The following is a 12967-nucleotide window of genomic DNA, read 5'->3' on the forward strand; positions in this document are numbered from 1 at the left end:
CCGCAGCGCCTCTCCACGGCCGAGCCGCCGCGTCCACCTGCCGCGTTCACCACAGAAGAGAGACACCCAATGTCCTGGCTGTCGAAATTCAGCCTCGCGCAACGGGCCCTGATAGGGCTGATGTCGATCATCGCGATCGTCTTCGGAGCCATCGCGATACCGCAGCTCAAGCAGCAGCTCCTGCCCACCATCGAACTTCCCATGGTGTCGGTGATCGCCCCCTACCAGGGCGCCTCTCCCGATGTGGTCGAGAAGCAGGTCGTCGAACCGCTCGAAAACTCCATCAAGACGGTCGACGGCATCAGCGGCATCACCTCCACGGCCAGCGAGGGCAGCGCCGTCGTCATGGCCAGCTTCGACTTCGGCGACGCGGACACCAAGCAGCTCGTCGCCGACGTCCAGCAGGCCGTCAACCGCGTGCGCGCCCAGCTCCCCGCCGATGTCGAACCGCAGGTCGTGGCCGGCTCGACGGACGACATCCCGACCGTCGTCCTCGCCGTCACCTCCGACAAGGACCAGCAGGCGCTGGCCGATCAGCTGGACCGTACGGTCGTCCCCGCCCTGGAGGACATCTCCGGGGTCAGCCAGGTCTCCGTCGACGGTGTCCGCGATCTCCAGGTCGCCGTCACCCCCGACGACAAGAAGCTCGCCGCGGCGGGCCTCAACACCATGGCGCTCTCCGAGGCGCTCAAGGCCGGCGGTGCCACCTTCCCCGCAGGCGCGTTCTCCGAGGACGGCAAGAGCCGTACGGTCCAGGTCGGCGGCGGATTCACCTCGCTGAAGCAGATCGAGGACCTTCGGGTGGTGCCCCAGGCGCCCGCGGGCTCCCCGGGCGGCTCCGCGGCGAAGCCCGTACGCGTCGGTGACATCGCCTCCGTCGAGCAGAAGCCGGCCCCCGCGGCCTCGCTGACCCGTACGAACGGCAAGCCCAGCCTCGCCGTCTCGGCCACCATGGACAACGACGGCAGCGCCGTCGCCATCTCGAACGAGGTCAAGGACAAGCTGCCCGACCTCCGCAAGGACCTCGGCTCCGGCGCCACCCTCACCGTCGTCAGCGACCAGGGCCCGGCCGTCTCCAAGTCGATCTCGGGGCTGACCACCGAGGGCGCGCTCGGCCTCGTCTTCGCCGTCGTCGTGATCCTGGTCTTCCTGGCCTCGCTCCGCTCCACCATCGTCACCGCCGTCTCCATCCCGCTCTCCGTCGTGCTGGCGCTGATCGTGCTGTGGACCCGTGACCTGTCCCTCAACATGCTCACCCTCGGCGCACTGACCATCGCCATCGGCCGGGTGGTCGACGACTCGATCGTCGTCCTGGAGAACATCAAGCGGCACCTGGGCTACGGCGAGGAGCGCGAGGCCGCCATCCTCACCGCCGTCAAGGAGGTCGCGGGCGCGGTCACCGCCTCCACCCTCACCACCGTCGCGGTGTTCCTGCCGATCGGTCTGACCGGTGGCATGGTCGGCGAGCTGTTCGGCTCGTTCTCGCTGACGGTCACGGCGGCGCTGCTCGCCTCCCTGCTCGTCTCGCTGACCGTCGTACCGGTGCTCTCGTACTGGTTCCTGCGCCCGCCGAAGGCCGCCGTCGGGGTCAGCCCCGACGAGGCCCGCCGTCAGGCGGAGGAGAAGGAGGGCCGCAGCCGGCTCCAGCGGATGTATGTGCCGGTGCTGCGCTTCGCGACCCGCCGCCGTATGACCAGCGTGGTCCTCGCGATCGTCGTGCTGATCGGTACGTTCGGCATGGCGCCGCTGCTCAAGACCAACTTCTTCGACCAGGGCGACCAGGAAGTCCTCTCCATCAAGCAGGAGCTGACCCCGGGCACCAGCCTGGACGCGGCCGACGCCGCGGCGAAGAAGGTCGAGACGGTCCTCTCCGGCATCGGAGAGATCAAGGACTACCAGGTCACCGTCGGCTCCTCCGGCTTCATGGCGGCCTTCGGCGGCGGTACGGGCGCCAACCAGGCGACGTACCAGGTGACCCTGAAGGACTCCGCGTCGTACGAGAAGACGCAGGACCTCATCGAGAAGGAGCTCGCCGGGCTCGACGGCATCGGCGAGACGACGATCGGCGCGGGTGACGGCTTCGGCAGCCAGGACCTGAGCGTCGTGGTCAAGGCGTCCGAGGCGGACACCCTCCGCGAGGCCGCGGACGAGGTCCAGGCCACCGTCGCGAAGCTCGACGACGTCACGGACGTCCAGAGCGACCTGTCGCAGTCCGTCCCGCGCATCTCGGTCAAGGCCAACGCCAAGGCCGCGGAGGCCGGGTTCAACGACACCACGCTCGGCCTCGCCGTCGGCCAGGCGGTACGCGGCACCACCTCCGGCAAGGCGATCCTCGACGACACCGAGCGCGATGTCGTCGTCACCTCGGCCAAGCCGGCCACGACGCTCGCCGAGCTGAAGAACCTGCCCCTGGGCCCGGTGAAGCTCGGCCAGATCGCGGACGTGAAGCTGGTCCCCGGTCCGGTCTCGATGACCCGGATCGACGGCTCGCGGGCCGCGACGATCACGGCACGGCCGACCGGCGACAACACCGGCGCGGTCAGCGCCTCGCTCCAGTCGAAGATCGACGCCCTGGATCTGCCGGCGGGCGCGACCGCGTCCATCGGCGGAGTCACGGCGGACCAGGACGACGCCTTCGGAAAGCTGGCCCTCGCCATGCTGGCGGCCATCGCGATCGTCTTCATGCTCCTGGTCGCGACCTTCCGCTCGCTGATCCAGCCGCTGATCCTGCTGGTCTCCGTGCCCTTCGCGGCCACCGGCGCGATCGGTCTGCTGCTCCTGACCGGTACGCCGATGGGCGTCCCCGCGATGATCGGCATGCTGATGCTGATCGGCATCGTGGTGACCAACGCGATCGTGCTGATCGACCTGATCAACCAGTACCGGTCGCAGGGCCTGGGCGTCGTGGAAGCGGTCGTCGAGGGTGGCCGTCACCGGCTCCGCCCGATCCTGATGACGGCCCTGGCGACGATCTTCGCGCTGCTCCCGATGGCGCTGGGGGTCACGGGCGAGGGCGGCTTCATCGCCCAGCCGCTGGCGGTCGTGGTGATCGGCGGTCTGGTGACCTCGACGCTGCTGACCCTGCTGCTCGTGCCGACGCTGTACGCGATGGTGGAGCTGCGGAAGGAACGCCGCGCGAAGAAGAAGGCGGCGAAGCGCCACGCCAAGGGGGGCGACGGCACCCCGGTCCAGGAGTCCCCGCGCGAGCCGGAACCGGCGAACGTCTGAGGTATCTGGTGAGGTAACCGAAGGTGCCCCGGGGCGGCGGTGATGGTGCCGCTGCTCCGGGGCACTGGTGTGTGGTGGGGGTGGGGGTTCATGCCGGGGGGTAGTCGGGGTGGGCCGGGGGCCCACCCGCCATGACCGACCTCGGACGCCCCCGACTACCCCTCGGCACTGACCCGACGCCGACCACCCGCCACCCGTCACCCGCCCCACAGTTACGGAAGCGCCAGCATCCGTTCCAGCGCCCGCTGCGCGAAGTCCGCCGTCTCCTTGTCGACCTGGATGCGGTTGACCTCGTTGCCCTCGGCCAGCGACTCCAGCGCCCACACCAGATGCGGCAGGTCGATCCGGTTCATCGTGGAGCAGAAGCAGACCGTACGGTCGAGGAAGACGATCTCCTTGTCCTCGGCGGCGAAACGGTTCGCCAGCCGCTGTACGAGATTCAGCTCCGTGCCGATCGCCCACTTCGAGCCGGCCGGGGCCGCCTCCAGGGCCTTGATGATGTACTCCGTCGAGCCGACGTAGTCCGCCGCGGCCACGACCTCGTGCTTGCACTCCGGGTGCACCAGCACGTTCACGCCCGGGATCCGCTCCCGTACATCACGGACGGAGTCCAGCGAGAAGCGCCCGTGCACCGAGCAGTGGCCGCGCCACAGGATCATCTTCGCGTCGCGCAGCTCCTGCCGCGTGAGGCCGCCGTTCGGCTTGTGCGGGTTGTACAGGACGCAGTCCTCCAGCGACATGCCCAGATCCCGCACCGCCGTGTTGCGCCCCAAGTGCTGGTCGGGCAGGAAGAGGACCTTGTCGCCCTGCTCGAAGGCCCAGGTCAGCGCGCGCTCGGCGTTGGAGGACGTACAGATCGTGCCGCCGTGCTTGCCGGTGAAGGCCTTGATGTCGGCCGAGGAGTTCATGTACGAGACGGGGACGACCCGCTCGGCTATGCCGGCCTCGGTCAGTACGTCCCAGCACTCCGCGACCTGTTCGGCGGTGGCCATGTCGGCCATGGAGCAGCCCGCGGCGAGGTCGGGCAGGACGACCTTCTGGTCGTCGCCGGTCAGGATGTCCGCGGACTCCGCCATGAAGTGCACGCCGCAGAAGACGATGTACTCGGCGTCGGGCCGCGCCGCCGCGTCCCTGGCCAGCTTGAAGGAGTCGCCGGTGACATCCGCGAATTGGATGACCTCGTCGCGCTGGTAGTGGTGGCCGAGGACGAAGACCTTGTCCCCGAGCTTCTCCTTCGCCGCGCGGGCGCGTTCCACCAGGTCCGGGTCGGACGGGGAGGGCAGATCGCCCGGACACTCCACGCCCCGCTCGCTGCGCGGGTCGGCCTCGCGGCCGAGCAGCAGCAGGGCGAGGGGCGTCGGCTGGACGGCGAGATCCTGACGGGGTTGGGCGGTGGTCACGTCACGCACCCTTTCTTCTTCTCTGCAGACGAGCCTTTTCGTCTAATTGACACTATCTATGATAACCGGTTCACGTCACTTTGACGATGCCCATAGCGTCGATGTGACGCATTCCCGGGCGGGAGGCCCGAGGAGCCACCGGCTGCCGCATCGCGAGCCGGTGTGCGAGCATGAAGGAGGGAAAGACACGCGCCAGGGCCCGGAATGTATCCGCGGCCGAGCCGGTTGCACTGTCGGCAAGCAGTCCGTACAACCCGGGAGAGAAGCAGATGTCCGTATCGGACGAGACCACCACCGTGAGCGACGGCATCCTCCTGTCCGACGCCGCCGCCGGCAAGGTCAAGGCCCTGCTGGACCAGGAAGGCCGGGACGACCTCGCGCTGCGCGTCGCCGTACAGCCCGGTGGCTGCTCCGGCCTGCGTTACCAGCTGTTCTTCGACGAGCGTTCGCTCGACGGCGATGTCGTCAAGGACTTCGGTGGCGTCAAGGTCGTCACCGACCGGATGAGCGCCCCGTACCTGGGCGGCGCCTCCATCGACTTCGTCGACACCATCGAGAAGCAGGGCTTCACGATCGACAACCCGAACGCGACGGGCTCCTGCGCCTGCGGGGACTCCTTCAGCTAGGAGAGAGCCGGCCGGGACAGAGTCGGCTGGAACTGAGCGCGCGAACAACAGGCGGCGGTCCCGGAACCCCGGGACCGCCGCCTGTCACGCGTGTCGCGTCCCGGTCAGGACTTCAGCGGCAGTGGATCGCCCGTCGTCGCCTCGATCACGCGCCGGTCGCCCAGCGGCTTGTCGAGCGTCACCTCCGCCGTCATGGACTTGGCCATCGCCACACAGACCGTCCCCGGCTCGCTGAACTCGGTCAGCCGCACCTTCACCGCCGTACCGCTCTCGTCCGCCGACGCCGTGTACGTACTGCACATACCGCCCGAGAAGTGCAGCGTCAGGGTCCGCCCCTCGGTGGTGTACGAGGTGACCCGCTGCCCCGGCACCTCCTCGCCCGGCGGCTGCGACCGGGGAGGTTTCGGCTTCGCCAGGAACTCCGGGGCGACCGCGGGCTGGGTGACCGTGTACGGCGGGGCGTCCCCGCCCGGCGCCACCTCGAACAGCCAGGACGGTACGAGCGCCCCGCGCCCGTCCACGGACCGCATCGCCAGCCCGAAGACCGCCTTCTCGACCACCAACGGCTCAGGATGGGGCGCGCCCTTCGGCAGGCATGGAGCCGAGGGCTTCCCGCCCCCGGGCGATGTACCGCCCTCCAGCGGCGCCGGGGTCGCGCAACCGCCGATCTCCCCGCCGCCGGTGGCGTCGCCCGGCGCGTTCAGTTCCTTCAGCGCCTCGTCCGCGCCGATCACCGGATACGAGTCGCTCGCCTCGGGCGCCGTCAACTGGCCGGTGCCGCCCGTCACATGCCCGTTGGCGTCCACCTGGATCCCGGTGGACCAGCCGTGGGTGGGCAGCCCGCCGACCACCGGGTCCGCGTTCACCACCCGGATCGCGCCCATCAACTGGCGTGCGTCCAGCGCGGCCCTGTCCTGTCCCAGCGCCTTCAGTACCGGAGCCGCCGCCCGCTTGGCCGCCGCCTCGCTGACCGCCTCACCGCGGCCGTCACTTCCGGTGCCGGCCATGGATCCGGATCCGCCGGCGCCACCCATGCTCGGACAGCTCTTCCCCTTGAGGCAGTTGTCACCGCCCGAGGGGCCGTACCGGTCGAAGGTCCAGGTGCCCGGCGCCTGCTTGTCGACACGGAGCAGCGGGCCGGAACCGTCCTTCTCCGTACCGACCTTCCATACCGTCCCGTCCGACCGCGGCGCGCCCGCCACCCCGAGCGCCCCGGCCAGCCGGGCCACATCGGCCGCCGCGACCTCTCCGTTCGTACGGTAGACACGGGCCGTCGCGGGACCGTCGGGCAGCGCGCCCTTGGCGCGGTAGGTGACCCCGCTCGGATCCGGCTCGCCCGGCGCGATGCCGGGCGGCCCGGAAGGGCTGGTTCCGGACCTGGACCCGGACTCGGTTCCGGCACCGCTCGCCGCGCCGTCGAGGGCGAGCGGCGGTGGCTTCCCGCTCCCCGACGTGCCGCTCCCCGCCGCATCGCTCCCCGACGTACCGCTCCCGCCGTCCGTGGCGTCGCCGGAGGCGCTGGTGGCGAAATACGCGCCACCGCCCCCGGCGATCAGTACCGCCGCCGCCACCGTGGCGACGGCGAGCGGGGAACGCCGCAGGCGGGGGCGTTCGGGGGCGTCGGCGCCCGCTGTGCTCTGCTGAGGCCGCTCCGTGCTGGTCACCGCTGCGCTCCTTCGGCTGTGAATCGTCCCGGTCGTCCCCTGACGCCGGTGGGACGGAACGGAGGAGCGGGCGGTTCCCGGGAGTACGCCGAGTGGGTGTCCGGGCCGGTCGTTGCCCGGTATCCGCCCCGTATGCCCGCCCGGTTCACGAAGAAGAGACGGCTATCGGGTAATTCGTGAGCTTAGAAAGGCCGCCGCAGACCCGATAGCGTGAACTGTCAACCGTTCTCCTCATCAGGAGCGTTAACGCCGTGCGAATCGCAGTCACCGGCTCCATCGCCACCGACCATCTGATGACCTTCCCCGGCCGCTTCGCCGACCAGCTGGTCGCCGAGCAGCTCCACACGGTCTCCCTTTCCTTCCTGGTCGACAACCTCGATGTGCGCAGGGGCGGTGTCGGAGCCAACATCTGCTTCGGCATGGGCCAGCTGGGCACAGCTCCCATCCTGGTCGGCGCGGCCGGTGCGGACTTCGACGAGTACCGCGCCTGGCTGGACCGCCACGGGGTCGACACCCTGTCGGTCCGTATCTCCGAGGTCCTGCACACGGCCCGCTTCGTCTGCACGACCGACGCCGACCACAACCAGATCGGCTCCTTCTACACGGGCGCGATGAGCGAGGCCCGGCTGATCGAGCTGAAGAAGGTCGCCGACCGCGTCGGCGGCCTGGACCTGGTGCTGATCGGCGCCGACGACCCCGAGGGGATGCTCCGCCACACCGAGGAGTGCCGCACCCGCGGGATCCCGTTCGCCGCGGACTTCTCGCAGCAGATCGCGCGCATGGGCGCGGACGAGATCCGCACCCTGCTCGACGGCGCCACCTATCTCTTCTCGAACGAGTACGAGAAGGGGCTCATCGAGTCCAAGACCGGCTGGTCCGACGCCGAGATCCTGTCCCGGGTCGGCCACCGCGTCACGACGCTCGGCAAGAACGGCGTCCGTATCGACCGCGTGGGCGAGGAGCCGATCATCGTCGGCTGCCCCGAGGAGGAGACCAAGGCCGACCCGACGGGCGTCGGCGACGCCTTCCGCGCCGGGTTCCTCTCGGGCCTGGCCTGGGGCGTCGGCCTGGAGCGCGCGGCCCAGGTCGGCTGCATGCTCGCGACCCTCGTCATCGAGACCGTCGGCACGCAGGAGTACACCCTGCGCAGGACCCACTTCATGGAGCGCTTCACCAAGGCGTACGGCCATGACGCCGCCGCCGAGGTCCAGGCCCACCTGGCCTGACGCCCCGCCCTACGACATCCGGCGGACCACATACGCGACACCGTGGTCCGCCGGCCGCTCGCCCACGTACTCCTGGCCGCGCATCTCGCACCACGCCGGAATGTCCAGCCGCGCCGCCTCGTCGTCCGAGAGGACCGTCACCGTCCCGCCCACCGGTACGTCGCCGAACACCTTCGCCAGCTCGATCACCGGAATCGGACACCGCTTGCCGAGCGCGTCCACCAGCAGCGAAGGCTCCGTGCCCGCGGACCCGGCGGCGGAGACCGGCGCTCCCAGGCGCTCGCGTACACCGGACACCACCGAGGGCAGCACCTCCAGGAACCTGTCCACGTCCGCCTCCGGTGTGCCGAGGGGCAGCGAGATCCGGACGTTCCCCTCCGACAGCACGCCCATCGCCCGCAGCACATGGCTCGGGGTCAGCGTGCTGCTCGTACAGGACGAGCCCGAGGAGACGGAGAACCCCGCCCGGTCCAGCTCGTGCAGCAGCGCCTCTCCGTCGACATAGAGACAGGAGAAGGTGACGAGATGGGGGAGCCGGCGCTCCGGATCACCCACCACCTCCACATCGGGCACCAGCTCGGGCACCCGCGCCCTGATCCGGTCGACCAGCGCCCGCAGCCGCGCCGACTCGTCCGCCGCCTCCGCGCGTACCGCCCGCAGCGAGGCCACCGCGGCCACGATCGCCGGGATGTTCTGGAACCCGGGAGCGCGCCCCGACTCCCGCTCGTCGGCCGGACCACGCGGGGCGAACCGGACGCCTTTGCGTACGGCGAGCAGCCCCACGCCCGCCGGGCCGCCCCACTTGTGCGCGCTGCCCGTCAACAGCGACCACGCACCCTCCACCGGGCCCCAGCCCAGCGACTGCGCCGCGTCCACCAGCAGCGGCACGCCCCGGCTGCGGCACGCCTCGGCGACGGCCGCCACCGGCTGCTCCGTACCCACCTCGTGATTGGCCGACTGGAGACAGGCCAGCGCGGTGTCCTCGCGCAGCGCTCCCGCGTACGCGTCGGGCGACACCGCGCCGAGCCGGTCCACCGGCACCTCGGTCACCGCGCCCCCGGTCGCCGCCTCATGGGCCGCCGCCGCGTGGAGCACCGAGGAGTGCTCCACCGCGGAGACCACCGCGTGCCGCCCGATACGCCGGCGCCCCGACAGCGCACCCGACATTCCGGAATGCACCGCATGTGTCCCCGAAGGAGTGAAAACCAGTTCGTCGGGGCGGCATCCGACGGCCTCGGCGGCGGCCTCGCGTGCCGCGTCGAGCAGCACCGCGGCCCGCCGGCCCTCGCGGTAGAGCCGGGCGGGGTCGGCCCAGCCCTCGTCCAGGGAAGCCTGGAGGGCCTGCCGGGCGACAGGGTGCAGCGGAGCCGAGGAAGCGACGTCGAAGTAGGCCACGCCCCACGCTAACGCGCGCTGGTTCCGGTTATCCGGAGGGAGCGTCAGAAGCGCCCCGGAAGCAGCCCTTCCAAGGCCCCGGGAGAGCCCTGGGAACGGCAAGTCCACCCCTTCGTGGAGTCGGGCGGCGCGTTGGGCACCCTCCCCGCACGGCCCTAAATCGCGTCCAGTAGGGTTTGGTCCGCATAAACATCCAAACCCCTGCCTGCGTGGGCCGGCGACCGACCAGGAGACGGCCGTAGCCGACCGCGCGGGCGAGACTCTCGGGAAGGCGCTACGTGAGTCCCAACGGCTCCGACCGCTCGTCGCGGCGCCCGATGCGGCGGAAGCTGCCGCAGGTGCTGACTGCGGGCCTGATCCTCGCGACCGCCACCGGTTGCACATACAAGGACTTCCCCCGCCTTGGAATGCCCACCCCAGTGACGGAGGAGGCTCCCCGGATCCTCTCCCTCTGGCAGGGCTCGTGGGCGGCAGCGCTCGTCACGGGCATCCTGGTATGGGGTCTGATCCTGTGGAGCATCATCTTCCACCGGCGCAGCCGCACCAAGGTGGAGGTACCTCCGCAGACCCGGTACAACATGCCCATCGAGGCGCTGTACACCGTGGTCCCGCTCATCATCGTCTCGGTGCTGTTCTACTTCACCGCCCGGGACGAGTCGAAGCTCCTCTCACTCTCCGAGAAGCCGGCCCACACCGTGAACGTGGTCGGCTACCAGTGGAGCTGGGGCTTCAACTACATCGAGAACGTGGACGGCAACACCGCCACGGGCAACGAGATCCCCCCGGAGCTCGACGCCATCCCGAAGCGGTTCACCGACCAGTTCCCCAAGGGTGCCGAGGGCGTCTACGACGCCGGTGTGCCGGGCCAGCGGAACCCGCAGACCGGGAACCCGGGTCCGACGCTGTGGCTCCCCAAGGGGGAGAAGGTCCGGTTCATCCTCACGTCGCGTGATGTCATCCACTCCTTCTGGGTGGTGCCGTTCCTGATGAAGCAGGACGTCATCCCGGGGCACACCAACTCCTTCGAGGTGACCCCGAACCAGGAGGGCACCTTCCTGGGCAAGTGCGCCGAGCTCTGCGGCGTCGACCACTCGCGGATGCTCTTCAACGTCAAGGTGGTCTCCCCGGAGCGCTACCAGCAGCACTTGGAGGATCTGGCCAAGAAGGGCCAGAGCGGCTACATCCCGTCGGGCATCGCGCAGACGGATCCGGCCAAGAACGCGGAGACGAACAAACTGTGAGCATCCTCAACGAACCCCAGGGTGCCGCCGCAGCAGCTGACGACTCCTACGAGAGTGAGCTGCCGGTACGGCGCAAGCAGCCGGGCAATGTCGTCGTGAAGTGGCTGACCACCACGGATCACAAGACGATCGGCACGATGTACCTGGTCACGTCGTTCGCGTTCTTCTGCATCGGCGGTCTGATGGCGCTCTTCATGCGCGCCGAACTGGCCCGTCCCGGTACGCAGATCATGTCGAACGAGCAGTTCAACCAGGCGTTCACGATGCACGGCACGATCATGCTGCTGATGTTCGCGACGCCGCTCTTCGCCGGATTCGCCAACTGGATCATGCCGTTGCAGATCGGCGCGCCCGATGTGGCGTTCCCGCGGCTGAACATGTTCGCGTACTGGCTCTACCTCTTCGGCTCGATCATCGCCGTGAGCGGTTTCCTCACCCCCCAGGGCGCCGCCGACTTCGGCTGGTTCGCGTACTCGCCGCTGTCGGACGCGGTGCGTTCGCCGGGTATCGGCGCGGACCTGTGGATCATGGGTCTGGCCTTCTCCGGCTTCGGCACGATCCTCGGCTCGGTCAACTTCATCACCACGATCATCTGCATGCGCGCCCCCGGCATGACGATGTTCCGGATGCCGATCTTCACCTGGAACGTGCTGCTGACCGGTGTGCTGGTCCTGCTGGCCTTCCCGGTGCTCGCCGCCGCCCTCTTCGCGCTTGAGGCCGACCGCAAGTTCGGCGCGCAGATCTTCAACTCCGCCAACGGCGGGGCGTTGTTGTGGCAGCACCTGTTCTGGTTCTTCGGACATCCAGAGGTGTACATCATCGCCTTGCCGTTCTTCGGCATCGTCTCCGAAGTGATCCCGGTCTTCTCGCGCAAGCCGATGTTCGGTTACATCGGACTGGTGGCGGCGACGATCGCGATCGCGGGCCTGTCGGTGACGGTCTGGGCGCACCACATGTATGTGACGGGCGGCGTGTTGTTGCCGTTCTTCTCCTTCATGACCTTCCTGATCGCCGTGCCCACCGGTGTGAAGTTCTTCAACTGGATCGGCACGATGTGGAAGGGCTCACTGTCCTTCGAGACACCGATGCTGTGGACGATCGGATTCTTGATCACCTTCGTGTTCGGTGGTCTGACCGGTGTGATCCTGGCGTCGCCGCCGATGGACTTCCATGTGTCCGACTCCTACTTCGTGGTGGCGCACTTCCACTACGTGGTGTTCGGCACGGTGGTGTTCGCGATGTTCGCCGGATTCCACTTCTGGTGGCCGAAGTTCACCGGCAAGATGCTGGACGAGCGGCTCGGCAAGATCACGTTCTGGACGCTGTTCATCGGCTTCCACGGCACCTTCCTCGTCCAGCACTGGCTGGGCGCCGAGGGTATGCCGCGCCGTTACGCGGACTATCTCGCCGCCGACGGTTTCACCGCGCTGAACACCATCTCCACGATCAGCTCGTTCGTCCTCGGTGCGTCCGTCCTGCCGTTCTTCTACAACGTCTGGAAGACGGCCAAGTACGGCAAGAAGATCGAGGTCGACGACCCGTGGGGCTACGGCCGTTCGCTCGAATGGGCGACTTCCTGCCCGCCGCCGCGGCACAACTTCCTCACGCTGCCGCGCATCCGTTCCGAATCGCCGGCGTTCGATCTGCACCACCCCGAGATCGCCGCGCTGGAACACCTTGAGCTCGACGGCCAGAAGGACACCGCCCTCGCGGGTGGCAAGGAGGTCGGCAAGTGAAGATCCAAGGCAGGCTGTTCATCTGGCTGAGCGTCTTCATCCTCGCCACCGCCGTCGTCTACGGCGTCTGGTCGAAGGAGCCGGTCGGTACGACGGCGCTGTTCCTGGCCTTCGGCCTGAGCATCATGATCGGCTTCTATCTGGCCTTCACGGCTCGCCGGATGGACGCGCTGGCTCAGGACAACAAGGAGGCCGATGTCGCGGACGAGGCCGGCGAGGTGGGGTTCTTCGCCCCGCACAGCTGGCAGCCGTTCTCGCTCGCCGTCGGTGGTGCGCTCGCCTTCCTGGGTATCGCCATCGGCTGGTGGCTGCTTTACTTCTCGGCACCACTGATCCTGATCGGTCTCTGGGGCTGGGTCTTCGAGTTCTACCGGGGCGAGAACCAGAACCAGTAGCACTCCACTCCGAGTGAACCCGGGACCCGAGCATTCCATGCGGAGTGCTCGGGTCC

The 12967-nt window shown here is 69.0% G+C and carries 9 protein-coding genes; 6 read left to right on the forward strand and 3 right to left on the reverse strand.

Going from position 1 to position 12967, the window contains the following annotated elements:
* Nucleotides 1-69: 69 nt before the first annotated feature.
* A complete protein-coding gene (locus ABTZ59_RS24165; protein WP_351414099.1) occupies nucleotides 70-3228 on the forward strand; it encodes an efflux RND transporter permease subunit in 3159 nt (1052 codons plus the stop codon).
* 212 nt (nucleotides 3229-3440) lie between these two features.
* Here ABTZ59_RS24165 and nadA read toward each other — a convergent pair whose 3' ends face one another.
* Nucleotides 3441-4628 (reverse strand): quinolinate synthase NadA, encoded by a 1188-nt coding sequence (gene nadA, locus ABTZ59_RS24170; protein WP_351414104.1) that lies wholly within the window; start codon nucleotides 4626-4628, stop codon nucleotides 3441-3443.
* A gap of 269 nt (nucleotides 4629-4897) precedes the next feature.
* Here nadA and ABTZ59_RS24175 point away from each other — a divergent pair, with 269 nt between their 5' ends.
* Entirely contained in the window at nucleotides 4898-5254 is a 357-nt protein-coding gene (locus tag ABTZ59_RS24175) for a HesB/IscA family protein (RefSeq protein WP_030355429.1), read from the forward strand.
* 104 nt (nucleotides 5255-5358) lie between these two features.
* On the opposite strand, the gene ABTZ59_RS24180 is transcribed toward ABTZ59_RS24175, so the two are convergent.
* Entirely contained in the window at nucleotides 5359-6918 is a 1560-nt protein-coding gene (locus tag ABTZ59_RS24180; RefSeq protein ID WP_351414113.1) for a hypothetical protein, read from the reverse strand.
* Between the two features lie 251 nt (nucleotides 6919-7169).
* On the opposite strand from ABTZ59_RS24180, the gene ABTZ59_RS24185 reads away from it, so the two are divergent.
* Complete coding sequence (locus tag ABTZ59_RS24185) at nucleotides 7170-8144, forward strand: carbohydrate kinase family protein (RefSeq protein ID WP_351414118.1); 975 nt, start codon at nucleotides 7170-7172, stop codon at nucleotides 8142-8144.
* Nucleotides 8145-8153: 9 nt separating this feature from the next.
* Here the strand turns inward: ABTZ59_RS24185 and ABTZ59_RS24190 are convergent, their stop codons facing one another.
* Nucleotides 8154-9539 carry a cysteine desulfurase/sulfurtransferase TusA family protein gene (locus ABTZ59_RS24190; protein ID WP_351414126.1) on the reverse strand — a complete coding sequence of 462 codons (1386 nt, stop codon included), beginning with the start codon at nucleotides 9537-9539 and terminating at the stop codon, nucleotides 8154-8156.
* A 278-nt stretch (nucleotides 9540-9817) separates the two neighbouring features.
* Between ABTZ59_RS24190 and ctaC the strand changes: the two genes are divergently transcribed.
* Genes ctaC through ABTZ59_RS24205 form a run of 3 tightly spaced genes read left to right on the forward strand, consistent with a single transcriptional unit; the run spans nucleotide 9818 to nucleotide 12911 of the window.
* Complete coding sequence (gene ctaC, locus ABTZ59_RS24195) at nucleotides 9818-10780, forward strand: aa3-type cytochrome oxidase subunit II (RefSeq protein WP_351414138.1); 963 nt, start codon at nucleotides 9818-9820, stop codon at nucleotides 10778-10780.
* A complete protein-coding gene (gene ctaD / locus ABTZ59_RS24200) occupies nucleotides 10777-12516 on the forward strand; it encodes an aa3-type cytochrome oxidase subunit I (protein ID WP_351414144.1) in 1740 nt (579 codons plus the stop codon). Before ctaC ends, ctaD begins: the two co-directional genes overlap by 4 nt.
* The gene (locus tag ABTZ59_RS24205) at nucleotides 12513-12911 is read left to right on the forward strand and encodes a cytochrome c oxidase subunit 4 (protein ID WP_249950853.1); all 399 of its coding nucleotides are present in this window, start codon (nucleotides 12513-12515) and stop codon (nucleotides 12909-12911) included. Before ctaD ends, ABTZ59_RS24205 begins: the two co-directional genes overlap by 4 nt.
* Nucleotides 12912-12967 lie beyond the last annotated feature (56 nt).

This window comes from Streptomyces sp. NPDC094034 (assembly GCF_040303865.1).
Taxonomy (GTDB): domain Bacteria; phylum Actinomycetota; class Actinomycetes; order Streptomycetales; family Streptomycetaceae; genus Streptomyces.

Bases quoted from the DNA above. Each gene is read 5' to 3' on its own strand.
- ABTZ59_RS24165 (WP_351414099.1), top strand. From the start codon at position 70: ATGTCCTGGCTGTCGAAATTCAGCCTCGCGCAACGGGCCCTGATAGGG.
- ABTZ59_RS24175 (WP_030355429.1), top strand. From the start codon at position 4,898: ATGTCCGTATCGGACGAGACCACCACCGTGAGCGACGGCATCCTCCTG.